This window comes from Hyphobacterium lacteum (assembly GCF_036330345.1).
Taxonomy (GTDB): domain Bacteria; phylum Pseudomonadota; class Alphaproteobacteria; order Caulobacterales; family Maricaulaceae; genus Hyphobacterium; species Hyphobacterium lacteum.
Genome location: NZ_JAZDRP010000010.1, coordinates 48,992 through 65,244, shown reverse-complemented (window position 1 = coordinate 65,244; position 16,253 = coordinate 48,992). Strand labels below are relative to the sequence as shown.

Here is a 16,253-nt window from a genome sequence, read left to right as displayed (position 1 = left end):
GCCCCCCTCGGTCCTTTTCCCCGCTTTCGCGGGGACAGGCGGACCACTCCCCCCGCAAGCAGGGGGAGAAAACCGGAACCTAGATGCTCGTCAGCCAGTCCGGCTTCACATAGGGCAGGTCCAGATCCCTGGCGACCGGCTCATAGGCGACCTCGCCATGGGCCACGTTCAGGCCGCGCGCCAGGTGCGGATCATCGTTCAGCGCTTTCTTCGCGCCCTTGTTGGCCAGTGCCATCATGAAGGGCAGGGTGGCATTGGTCAGGCCCAGCGTTGACGTGCGCGCCACCGCACCCGGCATGTTCGCCACGCAATAGTGGACCACACCGTCGACGATAAAGGTCGGGTCATCATGCGTGGTGGCTTTCGAGGTTTCGAAACATCCACCCTGGTCAATGGCGATATCCACCAGCACGGCGCCGTCCTTCATGCCTTTCAGCATGTCGCGTGTGACCAGCTTGGGCGCAGCGGCGCCCGGGATCAGGACCGCACCGATGATGAGGTCGGCTTCGCGGCAGGCCGCTTCCACGGCAGCCGGCGTCGAGAAGGCGGTCTTGGCAACACCGGCGAACTGGGTGTCCAGCTCGGCCAGGCGCTTCATCGAGCGGTCGAAAATGGTGACGTCAGCGCGCGCACCAACGGCCATCTCGGCCGCATGGGTGCCGGCAACGCCGCCGCCCAGGATGACGACCTTGGCAGGTGTGACGCCCGGAATGCCGCCCAGCAGCATGCCACGGCCGCCCTGACGCATTTCCAGGCAGTGTGCGCCGACCTGGACCGACATGCGGCCGGCCACTTCCGACATCGGCTTCAGCAGGGGAAGGCGATTGTCTGAATCGGTCACTGTCTCATAGGCAATGGCGATACAGCCGGACTTGCGAAGGCCTTCGGTCTGCACGGGATCGGGTGCCAGATGCAGATAGGTGAAAAGCACATGGTCCGGCGTCAGCATGGCCGTCTCGGACGGCTGGGGCTCTTTCACCTTCACGATCATGTCGGCTTCGCCGAAGACGGCGGCCGCATCCGGCAGGATCTTTGCGCCGGCCTTTTCATACATCGCGTCAGTAAAGCCGATATTCGCGCCGGCATTGGTCTCGACGACCACTTCATGACCGGCACGAACCAGTTCCGCTGCGCCATCAGGCGTCAGGCCGACCCGGTTTTCACGAACCTTGATTTCCTTTGGTGTCCCAACGCGCATCAGAAAGCTCCCGAAAATTCCCGCGCGACCGGCGGTTATGATCAAATTTTCGCCCTCTTACATGGCAATTTCCGCTCTGACCATGCCCGACATGCGCAGCTTGCAATAATGTGAAGTGCCGCCTAGTGAAACCGCCATGAGCGACACACGATATGACAAGCTGAACATGCTGGGCGGTGAAGGCGCGATAGCGGCCTCACCTGAAGAAGCGGCACTGGAGCGCGTGGAAAATCCGGCAAAGGCGGATTACCTCGTCCGCTTTACCTGTCCGGAATTTACATCCATCTGCCCGGTGACCGGTCAGCCGGACTTTGCGCACATTGTTATCGATTATGTGCCGGACCAGTGGATCGTCGAATCAAAGTCGCTGAAGCTCTACCTCACCAGCTTCCGCAATCATGGCGCTTTCCATGAAGCCTGCACCATGATGATCGCTCAGCGCCTGATCGATGAATTATCGCCCAAATGGCTGAGGATTGGCGGTTACTGGTATCCGCGCGGGGGCATCCCGATCGATATTTTCTTCCAGACAGGCGAAGCGCCCGATGGCGTCTGGTTGCCCGATCAGGGCGTGGCGCCCTATCGCGGCCGGGGCTAGCCGCGCCAGACCCCGATCTGCGCTTCCGGACGCGGGCGCTCCACCGGCTCGTCATCCGTCGAGCCGATATGGATGAAGCCGGCAATCCGCTCGCCGGATCTCAGGCCCAGCGTGTCCTTGACCAGCGGATGATAGGCATACCATTCGGTCAGCCACTGGCTGGCATAGCCCATGGCCTGCGCGCCCAGCAGCAGGTTCTGGCAGACGGCTCCGGCCGACAGGATCTGCTCCCATTCCGGAATCGCGTGTTTTTCGAGAACATGGGAGACGACACCAATCACCAGCGGAGCGCGGACAAAACGGCTGGTTTCCAGCGCCAGCCGGGCTTCATCGGCCTCATTTTCCGACGCCCAGATCTTGGCGATGATCTGGCCAATCACGAGGCGGGCTTCGCCCTGGAATAGCAGGAAGCGCCAGGGCGCCATCTTGCCATGGTCGGGCACTCTGGCAGCGATCGATAACAGCGTATCCAGTTCTTCTGGCGAGGGTCCGGGTTCGCGCATGGCGATGGCGGCTGTCGATCTGCGCCGCGCCAGAAGGGTCAGGGCTTCGGCGCTTTTATGGTGCGGCGAAAGGCGTTCTCCCTGCTCGGGAAATTCCGGCGTAAATTCTGCATCTTCGGGAGAGCTCATGGGGAGGTATCCTGTCGCAAGATTTTGACGATTCTGGAATTGCGACCTTATATGGGTGGTCAGCGCAGCGCCAGAACTGTGCCGCAGGAAAGACTTGGGAAGCCAATGAACGCAGATGTAGCCATTGATAGCCTCACCCCGGCCGAGCGCCGGAGGCTGAAAGTCCGCGACGCTATTATCGAGGCGGCCGAGACGCTATTCACGAAGGAAGGTGAGCAGGGCATTTCCATGCGCCGTCTCGCTGAAGCGATCGATTACTCGCCAGCGGCGATCTACAAGTATTTCGATTCCAAGGAAGCTTTGTTCTCGGAAATGCGGGAGCTGTTTTTCGAGCGCCTGATCGGGCGAATGAATGAAGCGGCTGAAGGCGGCGGGGACGAACACGTTCTGTGTGCCCGCTGTGGCCGCGTCTATATCGAGACCGCGCTGGAAGAGCCGAACCATTACCTGATGGCGTTTTCATTCTGGAAGAAGGACGAAACGCCGGATGAAAACTCGTTTGCCTTCCATGCCGAGGAACAGCTCTGCGGCATGATCCGTTCCGGTATCGAAAAGGGACTTTTCCGGGACATGGATCCAATGGTGGCGTCGAAAAGTGTGTGGGCCAGCGTGCATGGAATCGCGACACTGATGGCCTCCATCGAAGACTTTCCGCAAGGCATGCCAGGCTCGGAACACGTCACGCGCGACGCTGTCATCGATTTCCATACTGACATGATTATACGGGGACTTTCTGCCTGAGAGCAGGCATGAGTGCAAAAAAGTGAACATTGTTCACTTTTCAAACGGCATTAGATGCCCTATGTGATCGCTCAACGTTTGTTCGTGAGGGGTCTCCGTCATGTCTGCTCTCAGAAATCGCCTTCAATCGCTTGGTGCGGGCTTTGCTGTAATTGCTGCGGCGCTGGGCATCGCAGCCATTGTCCTTCTGGTATCAGCTTCCCGGGCCGCCAATGCAGATGTCCATTACGCCGAGCCGGGTGCCTTGCCGGTAAATGTGCTGCGGGTCGTCCATCAGGATGATGCGGCGATCAGCGAGGCCTATCCGGGACTGATCACGGCGCGCCGCGAGAGTGATCTTGGATTTGAAAGCGGTGGCCGGATTGCTGAAATGGCGGTCGATGTCGGTGACCGGGTTGAAGCGGGAGATCGCCTCGCGGTTCTCGATACCAGCACGCTGCGCGCACAGATCGCTGCCGCAGATGCCCAGACGAATGAAGCCCAGGCCCAGGTTGAGATTGCGCGGGCGACGCAGCAACGCCAGCAAATCCTGCTGGAGCGGGGCCATATCTCCCAACAGCGCCTCGACGAGGTCGCGACCACGACGATAGCGGCTGAAGCGCGTCGCGCCGCCGCCGCCGCACAGGCCAATGCGCTGCGCGCCCAGCTGGCGCTGGCCGAAGTGACCGCGCCTTTCAGCGGCGTTGTGACCGCTCGAATGGCGGACGAGGGGGCTATTGCTGCCCCCGGAAGCCCGGTCCTGCGTCTGGTCGAGGACACGGCTCTGGAAATCCGTATCGGCCTGCCGGTTGCCGCGGCCGCTCCGCTTATTGTCGGCGAAACCTATGCATTCGAAACCAATGCTGGCCGCATAGAAGCGGTTTTCCGTAATTCGACCGGGGTTGTGGACGTCCGGACCCGCACAATCACCGCGCTTTTCGACATTTCGTCAGGTCCGGCACGCGCGGGCGAGGTTGCCCGTCTGCAATTGGAAACCGGGATTGGTGAGCGTGGTTTCTGGGTGCCGACGAGCGCTCTCACAGAAGCCCGCCGCGGGCTCTGGTCGGTACAGGTCCTGGTCGAGGATGAGACCGGAAACTGGATGTTGGAGCCGCGCGTTGTGGAAACGCTGCGGGTTGAGGTCGACCGGGCTTTCGTTCGCGGGGCGGTCAGCGACAACGAACTGATCGTGGCGGCTGGCCTTCAGCGCGTGACACCGGGCCAACGCGTCGTTCCGGTGGAAGGCTAGACCCATGGCAACGCTCTTTTACCGCTTTTCGCGCCTTTCCATCCTTGCCGTCATTCTGCTGGTCATTGCGGGGTTGGGAGCCTTCTTCACGCTGGGGCGGCAGGAAGACCCCAGTCTGACCGAGCGGTTCGGCGTTATCGTCACGCCGTTTCCGGGCGCATCGGCGGAACGGGTCGAAGCACTGATCACCGATCCTATCGAGGATTCGATCCGGGAACTGCCCGAGGTCGACGAGGTGGTCTCGACGTCGCGTTCGGGCATGTCGCTGATCAATATCAACATCCGTGAGGACCTTTCCGCCACCGAGGTTGATCAGACCTGGACCCAAATCCGCGAGCAGGTGGATGCTGTCCGGCCGGTTCTTCCCGCCGAAGCGGGGACGCCGGACGTTCGGCGTCAATATATCGGTGCGGCGACCATGATCGTTTCACTGGGCTGGCGCGCGGATGGCGATCCCAACATGGCGATTCTGTCACGGCTGGCCGGTGATCTGGAAGACCGCCTGACCAATATTTCCGGCACCGAGGAGACCCGCCTGTTCGGCATTGCCGAGGAGGAAATCCGGGTGCTGGCAGACCCCGATGCGCTGGCAGCCTTGGGGCTGACCGTGGGCGATCTGGCAGGGCTGGTGTCCCAGGCCGACGCCAAAACGCCCGCAGGGGAATTGCGCACGGGCGACGTCAATCTGAATGTCGAGATCGGTGGCGAATTCGAAACCCTGGACCGGATCCGTACCGTGCCGGTGATCGAGTCTGATGATGGCCAGTTCGTCCGCCTCGGAGATATTGCCGAGATCGAGCGCGGCGTGCGAACGCCGGAACAGGCCATGGCCTATTTCAACGGCGATCGCGTTGTTTATGTCGCCGGCTTCCTGCAGCCGGAGCTGCGTGTCGATGTCTGGTCAGATCGCGCCCGCGAAGTGGTGAACATCTTCGCGGCGGAAAATCCGGGCGTGATTGTCGATATCGTCTTTGCGCAGTCGGATTACGTAGAAGCACGCCTCAATGGGCTCTCGGTCAATCTGGGCTATTCGGCCCTGATCGTCTTTGCCGTTCTCTTCCTGCTGATGGGATGGCGCGCGGCTCTGATCGTCGGTTCAGCGCTGCCGCTGACCGTTCTCTTCGTGCTGTTCCTGATCCGGGTGTTCGACGAGCCCCTGCACCAGATGTCTGTGACCGGCCTGGTCGTGGCGCTGGGCCTGCTCATCGATAACGCCATCGTCGTGGTCGACGAATACCAGCTGATGCGAGCCAAGGGGCTGCCGCCGCTGGATGCCATCAACAAATCGCTGAAACATTTGTTTGGCCCGCTGCTGGCCTCGACGCTGACGACCGTTTTTGCCTTTGCCCCCATTGCCCTGATGCCGGGTGCCGCCGGTGAATTCATCGGCATGATCGGCGTATCCGTCATTTTCGCGGTCGTCGCCTCCTTCATTCTGGCGATGACCGTGGTTCCGGCATTCGCGGGCTGGTTCGACCACGACAATTACGCAGAGGGCCGGAAATCCTTCCTGCGCGATGGTCTTCGCTTCAAGCCACTGGAATATTTCTATCGTGGCATTCTTCAGGCCGTAACGTCCCGCCCCTGGGTCGGTCTGGTGGGCGGCGTGATCCTCCCCGTGGCCGGTTTCGCCGCAGCTACAACCCTGCCCATGCAATTCTTCCCGCCAACCGATCGCGACATGTTCCAGATCGAAATGGTGTTGCCCGCCAACACCTCGATTGCTGAAACGCAGCGTCAGGTCCTGCGCGCAACCGAACTGATCGAGGCTTATGACGGCGTGATCGATGTCGGCTGGACGCTGGGGGAAAGCCCGCCTCGCACCTATTACAATGTCATCGGCAATGAGAGCGCCGCCCCCTATCTGGCCGCCGGTTGGGTCCGGACAGCGTCACCGGAAGTGACGCATGATCTGCTGCCGCAATTGCAGCACGATATGATTGCAGCCTTTCCTCAGGCGCGTTTCCTGACCCTGCCGTTCGAGCAGGGCCCGCCGACTGCCGCACCGATTGAGCTGAAAATCTTCGGGCCTGATCTGGCAACCCTCGACCGTCTGGGCGATGAAATCCGCCACATCCTGGCAGCAACGCCGGGTGTGACGGCCACCGTTGCCGGCATGCGCATGGGCGAGCCGGTCGCACGGGTAAATGTTGATGAGGCTTCCGCAGAGCTGGCGGGCATCCGCCTCGACAATCTGGCGAGCCGTCTGCGGGCCGACTTCGATGGTGTACCCGGAGGCAGTATTCTCGAGGGAGTCGAAGAGATGCCGGTTCGCGTCATCGCCGCCGAGAACCGCCGTGCCAGCGTCAGCGACCTGTCCTCTGCACCGCTCCTGACCGAGCCGGATAGTGGCATTCTGTCAGCCCCGGTCTCGGCTCTGGGCAGTGTCGGCCTGTCGCCGGAAGTGGCGAGTATACGCCGTCAGGATGGCGAGCGCATGAACCCGATCTACGCCTATCTGGAGCCATTCAGCCTGCCAGCGCCAGTGCTGGAGGACTTCATGGCTCGCCTTGACGCTGCCGGTGTCGAGCTGCCGCCCGGCTATACCCTGCAGATCGGTGGCGAGGCCGAGGCGCGCGGCGATGCGATCGGCAATCTGTTCGGCACGGCCGGACCGCTTCTCATCCTGATGATCGGCTCGGTCGTTCTGGCCTTCAATTCCTTCCGCTTGGCCGGTGTGGTTTTTGTGACCGGATTTCTCAGCGTCGGCCTTGCCCTTTTCGGCGTGTGGATGTTCAACACGCCGCTGGGATTCAACGCCATTGTCGGCTCGATGGGCCTGGTGGGCCTGTCGATCAACGGCACGATCGTGGTGCTGTCCGCCCTGCGCGCCAATCCGGCAGCCAATGCGCTGGACCTGCAGGCGATCGAGGACACGGTGGTGGATGCCACAAGGCACATCATCTCCACGACGCTGACCACAATTGGCGGCTTCGTTCCGCTGATCCTGTCGGGTGACAGCTTCTGGCTACCGTTTGCAGCCGCCGTGGCCGGCGGTGTCGCCGGATCTGCTTTACTGGCGCTGATTTTCGCTCCGGCGGCCTTTGTCATGCTGGCCAGAGCCCGGCAGAAACGCCGGGAATTCCATGCCCGCCTCAAGAAGCGCGTGAGACGGGGAGCCTTGATGCAGCCGGCCGAATAGGCCAACCCTGCGGACATGATGGACCACAAAATGAAGCGGGCCGGCTGGACGGTGACATCGCGGGAAACCGTATTCGAGAATCCCTGGCTGGAGCTCAATAGCTATGAGGGCATCCGGCCGGACGGAAAGCCCGGCACTTACGGTGTCATGTCGCCCAAAGGCTATGCCATCCTGATCCTGCCTTTGTTTGAAGACGGCACCATCATGCTGGTGGGCCAGCCCCGCTTTGCCCTCGACAATTATTCCTGGGAGATTCCGGAAGGCGGTAGTCTCAAATCCGACCCGCCTCTTGATGGCGCAAAGCGCGAACTGAAAGAGGAAACCGGACTGACCGCTGCGTACTGGCAGGAAATCCTGCAGGCCGAGGTTTCAAACTCGCTCACCGATGAAGTGGCCTTTGGTTATCTCGCCACCGGCCTTGTCGAAGGCGAGCCGGAACCGGAAGGAACCGAGATCATCGAAACCCGCCGCCTGCACTTTCTCGATGCGCTTGAATGGGTGATGAGCGGCAAGATCCGTGATCTCAGTTCGGTGGCAATGATCCTCAAGGCACACTACATGGCCAGTAACGGGCGGATCGACGGCCCCCTTGCCGCGGCCATGCTGACCCGGGAGTAGACAATGCCCGCAGAAACCATAGCGCTGACAGAAGGACCGTCTTCGGTCTGGTCCAGCTTGAGAGTATCCGCTGCCCAGGCCTCCGCAGAAGAGCCCATTCTTGCCAGCTTCATGAATGCCGCCATTTTGCGCCATGACCGGTTCGAGGGCGCGCTGGCCTACCGGCTGGCGTCCAAGCTGGCCGATGCCCAGCTGGATGCCATGCTGGCCCGGGATGTGGTCGAAGAAGCGATTGCGGCTGATCCCTCGATCGCGGCGCGGGCAGCCGCAGACATGGTGGCGATCGAGGAGCGTGATCCGGCATGCCAGTCCTATCTTCAGCCTTTCCTCTACTTCAAGGGATATCTGGCACTTCAGGGCTATCGCGTGGCGCACTGGCTCTGGGGGCAGGGGCGCGAGACCTTTGCCTTCCATCTCCAGAGCCGGATTTCCGAGCGGTTCGGCGTCGACATCCACCCGGCCGCAAGGATCGGGCAGGGGATCATGATCGACCATGCGACCAGCGTGGTGATCGGCGAGACGGCCGTCGTGGATGATAATGTTTCCATGCTCCATTCGGTTACGCTCGGTGGAACCGGCAAGGCCGATACCGACCGCCACCCGAAGATCGGAAAGGGCGTGCTGATCGGTGCAGGAGCCAAGGTGCTGGGCAACATCAACATCGGCGAGGAGGCAAGGATTGCTGCCGGCTCTGTCGTGTTGAAAGACGTGCCGCCCCATTGCACCGTCGCCGGTGTGCCGGCCGAACCCGTCGGCGGGCGTTGCAACCATCCGGCCCGGACCATGAACCAGCAACTGGAAAGCGATAGCTGAGGCAGGTCTTGCCTTGGCAGGCCCCGGGGCTATGGTCCGGAGCAGAATCAGACATCAGGGATGAGACACGTGACCAACATCGTCACCGCAGAAGAAGCCGCACTGCTGGAAATCTTCCTCAAGAAGAAGCTGAACCCCGACATGGTGGTCCAGCGGCGCCAACGGGCAGATGAGTGCGCCGAAATCCATATCGGCGACGAGTGCCTGGGCGTGGTCCAGAAGATCGTTGACGAGGGCGAAACCAGCTATTCGTTCGAGATCACGATCCTCGACATCGACCTGGAAGAGGTTTGAGCGAAAACGCCATCGGAACAGACGTCCTTCGCCTGGAAGGACTGACCAAACGCTATCCGGGCGGCGTTATCGCGGCTGATGCGGTGGATTTGACCGTTTCCGCCGGCGAACTGGTTGCCATTGTCGGCGAGTCCGGTTCGGGCAAAACCACCACACTGAAAGCCATCAACCGTCTGATCGAGCCCAGTGCGGGCACGATCCTGTTCCAGGGCCGCGATGTGTTGGCACTGGAATCCCATGCCCTGCGCCGGGAAATCGGCTGGGTGATGCAGGGTGATGGCCTGTTTCCGCATCTGACGGCCGCCCAGAATATCGCCGTGACGCCGCGCCTCCTGAAATGGGATAGTGCCCGTATTGCGGCGCGCGTGGATGAACTGCTGGAACTGGTCCGGCTGGACCCGGAAGATTTCCGGGACCGCTATCCTCACCAGATGTCAGGAGGGCAGCGCCAGCGGATCGCTATTGCGCGAGCTCTGGCCGTTGAACCACCGCTTATTCTGCTGGATGAGGCATTTTCCGCGCTGGACCCGGTCACCCGGGCGGGTCTGCAGGACGATTTTGTTGCCCTTCAGCACCGCCTTCAATTTGCTGCCGTCATGGTCACCCATGACATGGCCGAAGCCCTGCTGCTGGCTGACCGCATTCTGGTGATGAAGAGTGGCAGGGTCATTCAGACCGGCACACCGTCCGACCTCGTCAACCGCCCGGCCGACCCGTACGTGACGGAGCTTCTGGCCGCGCCTGCAAAACAGGCGAAAGCGGTGGCCGCGCTGGAGAACAGCGCATGAGCGAACAGCTCGCCGAAGCCTTTGCCGTTCTGCCGGACTATCTCGGCGGGCATATGCGCCTGTCCATGGCGGCGATTGCCTGCGCCATATTGATCAGCCTGCCGCTGGGCATTCTGGCGGCCCGCCGCAACTGGCTGGCCGGACCGGCGCTTGGCTTTGCCGGCACGCTGCAGACCATTCCCGGCCTCGCCCTGCTGGCCCTGATGGTGCCTGTGCTCGGCGGAGCCATCGGTTTTGCCCCGGCCTTCGTGGCCCTGACGCTTTACGGCATCCTGCCCATTCTGAGGAATACGATTGTCGGCCTGCAGGCCGTGGACCCGGTGGTCCGCGAGGCGGCGAGGGGCGTGGGCATGACCCGCCAGCAGGCCCTGATCGAGGTCGAGTTGCCATTGGCCTTGCCCACCATCGTTGCGGGCATTCGCACCGCCGTTGTCTGGGTGGTCGGAGCGGCCGTTCTGGCAACACCGGTCGGAGCCTCCAGCCTGGGCAATTACATCTTTGCAGGTCTGCAGACCCGTAACTGGACAGCGGTCCTCTTTGGCTGCGTCGTCTCGGCGCTGCTGGCCATCCTGCTCGACCAGATCGTGCGCAACTACGAAATCGCCGCGCGTCAACGTAATCGAATGGTCGCCGGATTGGCCACGCTGGGCGGGGTCATATTGATCGGGGCGGCGCTGGCGCCGGGCTGGATCAATGCGGGAAGCCGGCAGGCCGGCGAGAATGTGCTGGTCGAGGCCGTCGGTCTGGAGGGGCGCACAGTGGTCGTCGCCTCAAAGCCTTTTACCGAGCAATACATTCTGGTGGCCCTGATGGAACGCGTGCTGGAAGACGAGGGTGCCATTGTGGAACGGCGCGACGGGCTGGGCACAGCGGTCATCTTTGATGCCCTGGCCAACAATGAGATTGACGTCTCGATCGATTATTCCGGCACGCTCTGGACCAACACGCTGCGCCGCGAAGACATGATCGGCCGCTATCGCATGATGGCCGTCATCAACGCCTTCCTGCTGGAACAATACGGCATCTATTCGCCCGGATCGCTGGGCTTTGAAAACGCCTATGGTTTCGCCATGAGCCGGGAAGGGGCCGAGCGCCTCGGCGTCACGTCCATCGCTGACCTCGCCGGCCAGCGCGTGACGATCGGAGCTGACACCGTCTTCTTCAATCGGCCGGAATGGACCGGCACGCGTGAGGCTTATGGATTGCAGGACGCCACACCGCGCCCGATGGACTCCACCTTCATGTATGGCGCCGTCCGCGACGGTCAGGTCGATGTCATCACCGCATACACGACAGACGGGCGCATCCCGGCTTATGACCTTGTTATTCTGGAAGACCCGCGCGCCATCCTGCCGCCCTATGACGCCATGATCCTGCTATCGCCCGAAGCCGCTGCCGATGATGCTGTGGCGGCCGCGCTGGCACCATTGGTCAACGCCATCACGCCCGAGATGATGCGCGAAGCCAATCGCCGTGTGGACCTGGACGGCCAGACACCGGAACAGGCGGCGGACTGGTTGTGGGGGGAGATCGGGGGATAAGAAAACCGGCGGAGCTTTCGCCCCGCCGGCCTCATTCCATTTATCGCTAACTGGCCGCTAGAGCACGTCCAGCATGGAGGCAACCAGGGGATGCCGCACAATGTCTTCGGCCTGCAGGCGGATGACACCGATGTCCGGCACGTTTTCCAGCTTGTTGGAGATCTCGGCGAGCCCGCTGAGTTCCGGTAAGAGGTCGGTCTGGGCCGGATCGCCGGTAACCACCATGGTTGAATGCCAGCCGAGACGCGTCAGCAGCATTTTCAGCTGTCCGTAGGTGCAGTTCTGGGCCTCGTCGACGACGACGAAGGCATTGTTCAGCGTGCGCCCGCGCATATAGCCGATCGGCGCGATCTCGATCAGGCCTTCGGCCATCAGCGCTTTCAGTCGTTTCGGCGACAGCCGGTCCGACAGCGCGTCGTAGAGCGGCCGCAGATAGGGGGCGAGTTTTTCCTCCATCGCGCCGGGCAGGAAGCCGATGCTTTCGCCGGCCTCGACCGCTGGGCGTGAGAGCACAATGCGCGAGACATCGCCTTTCTCGAGCTTTTCGACAGCCTTGGCGACCGCCAGATAGGTCTTGCCGGTGCCGGCCGGGCCGAGCGCCATCACCATGGAATGCTTGTCGATGGAGGCCATCAGCCTGGCCTGTCCTTCCGAACGCGGTTTGACGTTCTTTACATAACGCTGGTCGCGCATCGGTTCCTTTTCATCTGGTGACCAACTGGTCCCCGGAAAGAGCGCACGTACCTTGGCCTGTTCGTCCTGATAATGACCGGAATTGAACTCGCCAGAGGATTGACGGCGCTTAGCGGAACGTTTCGCCATGGAAGGGCTCTCCTGAAACAAAAAAACCCTCACCGGCGGGCGAGGGTTGTGGATGAACTGGAACTGAGAGATGCGCGGAAGGGGATGCGGAGTCAGGACGGTCGGGACCCCGGTTGTCAGGCCTGTGGGTGCGTAATTCTCGCACTGGCCGCTCGCCTCCTCTTCGAAGCGTCTGCGATGCAACACAATGTCGAATCGCATACGCAGTATCAGTCTAGTATGGTGAACAAACCTTAAGCGCCCCCGTCGCATCACTTTCATCAACATCGTGTCCGGAGAGCCACATGACGATTTATGCCCTTGACGATCACACGCCGAGCGTCCCCGAGTCAGGCAATTACTGGGTTGCCCCGGGCGCCCATGTCATCGGCCGCGTAACGATGCTGGAAAATTCCAGCGTCTGGTACAATGCGGTGGTCCGCGGCGATGTCGACGACATCACGATCGGCGAGGACACCAATATCCAGGACAATTCGGTACTGCACACAGACCATGGCTTTCCGATGGAGATCGGGAAGGGCGTCACCGTCGGTCACCGGGTGATGCTGCATGGGTGTACGATTGGCGATTATTCGCTGATCGGAATCGGCGCGACACTGCTGAACGGTGTGAAGATCGGTACGAATTGCATCATTGGCGCCCATACCCTGCTGCCGGAAGGCAAGGAGATCCCCGACAACTCCCTCGTCGTCGGATCACCGGGAAAAGTGATCCGGACACTGGATGCCGACATGTACGAAATACTGAAGGCGTCAGCCGATCATTACGTCGCCAACTGGAAACGTCACGAAGCGGGACTCAAGCCGGTTTGAAACAGTATCGGGAACACATCTGAAACAGGGGCAGGCCCGTATTTCACAGCATAAGAATGCCCGGGCAAGCTAGCCGGCGCTGTCGCCGGTCTCTCCACGCCACAATTCACGTACCTTTGCGTCGATATCCGTGGCGAAGTTGAACCAGGCAGAGCGGTCGCGGCTGGCATCAATCACCATCAGCCGGTCTTCACGGTCCAGCAGGTGGGAAAGGTCATTGCGCAGGGCCGAGGCCGTCGTGCGGGCACGCACCAACCATACGCCGGGCACGATATCAACAGCCTCGCCATAACGGCCTAGAACAGAGGCCACAGCGTCACTGACGCCTGATTTTACTTCGGTGATGACGAGCAGATTGGCCGGGTCCTCGGTCGAGGCTGCCGCCATGGCGACCTGACGGTTCTCATCGATCCAGCTCTTCAGGATCTCGACATCGCCAGCCGGTTTCCAGTCACCATCACGTTCGACGCTGACCAGCGTGTATTCCGCGACGCGCCCTTCGGACACATAGCCGCGCATTTGCGGAGATGTGTAGGGGCCGTAGACGCGCCCATCCACCTTCACAAACCACGTTCTTGCCTGGCCGTTTTCGATACTCATTACATGCGCCACTTTAAGACGGTCTCCATTCCTAGACCGGTCACGCGGCAAGAATGAGGCCAAATGTCAGGGATTATGCAGCGCTGGCGGAGGCGGCGTTCGGCGGCATGAAGGCGACGGCAAATCCGCCATCCCAGATGCGGGCGACATGACCGCGCATTTCGCCCACGCGGACCTCTTCGCCCTTGCGCGGGCGTTCCAGGCAGGCAAAGGCTGCGCCGGAGATCGAAACGTCAATGACATCGGCATCAATGACCACGCCATCGGCGAAATGGATCTTGGCCCGGCCGCGGCCTTCCTTGCGCGGCGCGGCACGGTCTTCCTCGAGGCCCAGGCGCTGCATGTTGAAGCGCCAGGTGATGGCGTCGGCCAGCCGGTCGCGTTTGCGCGCATGTGCCGCAAATTGCAGGGAAAACCAGTTATCGCCCTTGCGCAGGACGCGGCCATCCAGACGGCCCAGCCCGTCAACCAGAAGCACGACGAAATCGCCCGGCATGGGCGGCACGCGCGTTGCGACCTTGGCGCCGCCCGGCGAAATGTCGATCAGCCGGCACTTCTCTTCCTGATGCCGGGAATCGAGAAAACGCCCGTGCAGGTGCAGCGGCAGGCGGCGATGACGCCGTCTTTCCTCGGCACCGCGCGCGGCGATACGGATTTTCCTGCGATCGAGACGTGTGAAAGTTTCCGCCATAATCCTGACCTCTTCTGGCAAGGCAGTATGGCAAAAGGGCGTTAAGAACCCTTTGAAGGATTAGGCATCATTTGCAGGATCTGGAACCGGCGGTGGCGGCGTCTCCGGCAGGGCCCAGTTGCGGGTCACCGGTAGTGTGATCCGGGTCAGATCATGGCGGATGACGGGTTTCTTGCGGAACCGGTCAGGTGATTGCAGGGGCTGATACAGGCCGAGTATCCGGTCGACCTGTCCGGCGCGCGAGGCAAGCGGCGTAAAGACCATTTCCACCTCGATCTTGTCACCATTCAGCGTTTCCGCGGTCGCATAGGCATGGGCCGGGGCCCGGTTGGCGAGGACAGATTCCAGCAGCAGCTTCATCTGCGCACGGTCATATCCACGCCAGAGCGACAGGAAGTTCTGGTCCCGCAATTCACGGTTATGGAGATCGCACAGTCGCGTTCCCGCCAGGCGGAAGACATGATGGGATGGATCATGCCTCTGTAACATAAAGAGATTTCCAAGAATGGCCTTCAACTCGCCGGCCGCGATATCGGCACGGGCGGGCACTGAAGCTTCCCGGCGCCGGGAGTCCCAATAAGAAACCAGGGTTCTGGAATGGCTGTGCAGCATTTCAACGGTCACTCTTTGTTACGCGGCCTGTGCCGGGATCGGTCAATTTGGCAACGCAATTTCAATCCTTGGGCCATACGCTTGTCGCGAGAGTAGGGGTTCGCCTGCGTGGAGAACGCGCACCGAACCATGTTTACTCGCGGAAATGACAGGAGGACGGCCATGCGCACGTCGCCAATTTACGTTCTGGCTGCTGCAGCGTCTCTGGCGTTGACAATTGGTTCGCCCACATTCGCCGGTGGCGGTGGTGGCCATGGAGGTCACGGCGGCGGAGGCGGCAACTATGGCGGAGGCGGTAGTTGCGGCGGAGGCAGCTATGGTGGCTGTAGTGGCGGAGGCGGGCATCGTGTCCGCACGCCGGACATCCGGATTTACGGTCCGCGCATCGATGTCGGCGTCAACGTCAATACCAACGTCAATGTCACGACGAACGTCAACGCTGGCGCAAATGCGAACGCCAATGCCAATGCGGGTGCCAATTCCGGCGCCGGGGCGGGTGCAGGCAGCCGCGCCGGCAGCGGCACGACCATCATTTCGCTGGGCGGCGGCGGTGGCAGTTTTGGTGCGCCTCCTCCAGCCACGGCGATCAACGGGCTGAATGTTGCGGGTCTGGTTGAAATTGAAATGGTCGAAGAGGAACGCACCCGCATCCTCGAGGAATGGCGCGTCATTCGCGCCGTCTGTATGGATGATCGTGGTACGCCGCACCCGGCCTCGCGTCCCGATCCTGGCGAGCGCGTTGAGGAAGGTTTCTCAGGTGAGCTCTTCCGCTGCATGTCCGGCACATTCATGCAGGTGACGATCGGCTGGCGGATCGACGGCGAAGATGTTTTCGACGACGCCTTCTCCATGGTCTGTTCGCAAGGCGAAGCGCTGCGTCATGGCGAGGGTGGCCGTGTCTTCTGTGCGACCCAGGAAGCGCGCCGCAATTGCAATGAGCGGTCCTTGCTGCGCCTTTACGGTCCGGGCGTGAAATTGGTCTATGTCCGCCGCGAGGAGCGCTATACCGAAATGGTCGAGCAGCGCCGCGAGATCGTCAACACCAGCAATATGACACTGATGCTGGATGGCGGCGTTGGCGGTTACCGCTGATCAGGATCACAATTGAAAGAAAAAGCCCCGG

Annotated in this window: 17 protein-coding genes; 11 read left to right on the top strand and 6 right to left on the bottom strand. The window is 61.5% G+C overall.

Annotation, left to right across the window (positions count from 1 at the left end):
• Positions 1-79 precede the first annotated feature (79 nt).
• Positions 80-1,198: an alanine dehydrogenase gene (gene ald / locus V0U79_RS12945; RefSeq protein ID WP_330199929.1), complete on the bottom strand. Its 1,119-nt coding sequence runs from the start codon at positions 1,196-1,198 to the stop codon at positions 80-82.
• Between the two features lie 136 nt (positions 1,199-1,334).
• Here ald and queF point away from each other — a divergent pair, with 136 nt between their 5' ends.
• Positions 1,335-1,796: a preQ(1) synthase gene (queF, locus tag V0U79_RS12940; RefSeq protein ID WP_330199928.1), complete on the top strand. Its 462-nt coding sequence runs from the start codon at positions 1,335-1,337 to the stop codon at positions 1,794-1,796.
• Here the strand turns inward: queF and V0U79_RS12935 are convergent.
• Entirely contained in the window at positions 1,793-2,428 is a 636-nt protein-coding gene (locus tag V0U79_RS12935) for a nitroreductase family protein (RefSeq protein ID WP_330199927.1), read from the bottom strand. The genes queF and V0U79_RS12935 overlap by 4 nt on opposite strands.
• A gap of 105 nt (positions 2,429-2,533) precedes the next feature.
• Between V0U79_RS12935 and V0U79_RS12930 the strand changes: the two genes are divergently transcribed.
• The 8 genes from V0U79_RS12930 (at position 2,534) to V0U79_RS12895 (ending at position 11,593) form a co-directional block, all read left to right on the top strand.
• Complete coding sequence (locus V0U79_RS12930; protein ID WP_330199926.1) at positions 2,534-3,169, top strand: TetR/AcrR family transcriptional regulator; 636 nt, start codon at positions 2,534-2,536, stop codon at positions 3,167-3,169.
• 100 nt (positions 3,170-3,269) lie between these two features.
• Positions 3,270-4,397, top strand: a complete 1,128-nt coding sequence (locus V0U79_RS12925) for an efflux RND transporter periplasmic adaptor subunit (protein ID WP_330199925.1) — start codon at positions 3,270-3,272, stop codon at positions 4,395-4,397.
• 4 nt (positions 4,398-4,401) lie between these two features.
• The gene (locus V0U79_RS12920; protein WP_330199924.1) at positions 4,402-7,539 is read left to right on the top strand and encodes an efflux RND transporter permease subunit; all 3,138 of its coding nucleotides are present in this window, start codon (positions 4,402-4,404) and stop codon (positions 7,537-7,539) included.
• Positions 7,540-7,554: 15 nt separating this feature from the next.
• The gene (locus tag V0U79_RS12915; RefSeq protein ID WP_330199923.1) at positions 7,555-8,157 is read left to right on the top strand and encodes an NUDIX domain-containing protein; all 603 of its coding nucleotides are present in this window, start codon (positions 7,555-7,557) and stop codon (positions 8,155-8,157) included.
• A 3-nt stretch (positions 8,158-8,160) separates the two neighbouring features.
• Positions 8,161-8,970, top strand: a complete 810-nt coding sequence (gene cysE, locus V0U79_RS12910) for a serine O-acetyltransferase (RefSeq protein WP_330199922.1) — start codon at positions 8,161-8,163, stop codon at positions 8,968-8,970.
• A gap of 69 nt (positions 8,971-9,039) precedes the next feature.
• Positions 9,040-9,264, top strand: coding sequence for a DUF3126 family protein (locus V0U79_RS12905; protein WP_330199921.1), 225 nt, complete (start codon positions 9,040-9,042; stop codon positions 9,262-9,264).
• Entirely contained in the window at positions 9,261-10,052 is a 792-nt protein-coding gene (locus tag V0U79_RS12900) for an ATP-binding cassette domain-containing protein (RefSeq protein WP_330199920.1), read from the top strand. The genes V0U79_RS12905 and V0U79_RS12900 overlap by 4 nt, the downstream gene beginning before the upstream one ends.
• A complete protein-coding gene (locus V0U79_RS12895) occupies positions 10,049-11,593 on the top strand; it encodes an ABC transporter permease/substrate-binding protein (RefSeq protein WP_330199919.1) in 1,545 nt (514 codons plus the stop codon). The genes V0U79_RS12900 and V0U79_RS12895 overlap by 4 nt, the downstream gene beginning before the upstream one ends.
• Before the next feature lie 57 nt (positions 11,594-11,650).
• On the opposite strand, the gene V0U79_RS12890 is transcribed toward V0U79_RS12895, so the two are convergent.
• Positions 11,651-12,415 (bottom strand): PhoH family protein, encoded by a 765-nt coding sequence (locus V0U79_RS12890; protein ID WP_330199918.1) that lies wholly within the window; start codon positions 12,413-12,415, stop codon positions 11,651-11,653.
• A gap of 284 nt (positions 12,416-12,699) precedes the next feature.
• On the opposite strand from V0U79_RS12890, the gene V0U79_RS12885 reads away from it, so the two are divergent.
• Positions 12,700-13,227 (top strand): gamma carbonic anhydrase family protein, encoded by a 528-nt coding sequence (locus V0U79_RS12885; RefSeq protein ID WP_330199917.1) that lies wholly within the window; start codon positions 12,700-12,702, stop codon positions 13,225-13,227.
• A 69-nt stretch (positions 13,228-13,296) separates the two neighbouring features.
• Here V0U79_RS12885 and V0U79_RS12880 read toward each other — a convergent pair whose 3' ends face one another.
• From V0U79_RS12880 to V0U79_RS12870, 3 genes are all read right to left on the bottom strand, one after another.
• The gene (locus tag V0U79_RS12880) at positions 13,297-13,827 is read right to left on the bottom strand and encodes a DUF4339 domain-containing protein (RefSeq protein WP_330199916.1); all 531 of its coding nucleotides are present in this window, start codon (positions 13,825-13,827) and stop codon (positions 13,297-13,299) included.
• Positions 13,828-13,900: 73 nt separating this feature from the next.
• Positions 13,901-14,518, bottom strand: a complete 618-nt coding sequence (locus V0U79_RS12875; RefSeq protein ID WP_330199915.1) for a PilZ domain-containing protein — start codon at positions 14,516-14,518, stop codon at positions 13,901-13,903.
• A gap of 60 nt (positions 14,519-14,578) precedes the next feature.
• Entirely contained in the window at positions 14,579-15,130 is a 552-nt protein-coding gene (locus tag V0U79_RS12870) for a PAS domain-containing protein (RefSeq protein ID WP_330199914.1), read from the bottom strand.
• 162 nt (positions 15,131-15,292) lie between these two features.
• Here V0U79_RS12870 and V0U79_RS12865 point away from each other — a divergent pair, with 162 nt between their 5' ends.
• Positions 15,293-16,222 (top strand): hypothetical protein, encoded by a 930-nt coding sequence (locus V0U79_RS12865; RefSeq protein WP_330199913.1) that lies wholly within the window; start codon positions 15,293-15,295, stop codon positions 16,220-16,222.
• Positions 16,223-16,253 lie beyond the last annotated feature (31 nt).

Bases quoted from the DNA above. Each gene is read 5' to 3' on its own strand.
- ald (WP_330199929.1), bottom strand. From the start codon at position 1,198: ATGCGCGTTGGGACACCAAAGGAAATCAAGGTTCGTGAAAACCGGGTC.
- queF (WP_330199928.1), top strand. From the start codon at position 1,335: ATGAGCGACACACGATATGACAAGCTGAACATGCTGGGCGGTGAAGGC.
- V0U79_RS12935 (WP_330199927.1), bottom strand. From the start codon at position 2,428: ATGAGCTCTCCCGAAGATGCAGAATTTACGCCGGAATTTCCCGAGCAG.
- V0U79_RS12930 (WP_330199926.1), top strand. From the start codon at position 2,534: ATGAACGCAGATGTAGCCATTGATAGCCTCACCCCGGCCGAGCGCCGG.
- V0U79_RS12925 (WP_330199925.1), top strand. From the start codon at position 3,270: ATGTCTGCTCTCAGAAATCGCCTTCAATCGCTTGGTGCGGGCTTTGCT.
- V0U79_RS12920 (WP_330199924.1), top strand. From the start codon at position 4,402: ATGGCAACGCTCTTTTACCGCTTTTCGCGCCTTTCCATCCTTGCCGTC.
- V0U79_RS12915 (WP_330199923.1), top strand. From the start codon at position 7,555: ATGATGGACCACAAAATGAAGCGGGCCGGCTGGACGGTGACATCGCGG.
- cysE (WP_330199922.1), top strand. From the start codon at position 8,161: ATGCCCGCAGAAACCATAGCGCTGACAGAAGGACCGTCTTCGGTCTGG.
- V0U79_RS12895 (WP_330199919.1), top strand. From the start codon at position 10,049: ATGAGCGAACAGCTCGCCGAAGCCTTTGCCGTTCTGCCGGACTATCTC.
- V0U79_RS12890 (WP_330199918.1), bottom strand. From the start codon at position 12,415: ATGGCGAAACGTTCCGCTAAGCGCCGTCAATCCTCTGGCGAGTTCAAT.
- V0U79_RS12885 (WP_330199917.1), top strand. From the start codon at position 12,700: ATGACGATTTATGCCCTTGACGATCACACGCCGAGCGTCCCCGAGTCA.
- V0U79_RS12880 (WP_330199916.1), bottom strand. From the start codon at position 13,827: ATGAGTATCGAAAACGGCCAGGCAAGAACGTGGTTTGTGAAGGTGGAT.
- V0U79_RS12875 (WP_330199915.1), bottom strand. From the start codon at position 14,518: ATGGCGGAAACTTTCACACGTCTCGATCGCAGGAAAATCCGTATCGCC.
- V0U79_RS12870 (WP_330199914.1), bottom strand. From the start codon at position 15,130: ATGCTGCACAGCCATTCCAGAACCCTGGTTTCTTATTGGGACTCCCGG.
- V0U79_RS12865 (WP_330199913.1), top strand. From the start codon at position 15,293: ATGCGCACGTCGCCAATTTACGTTCTGGCTGCTGCAGCGTCTCTGGCG.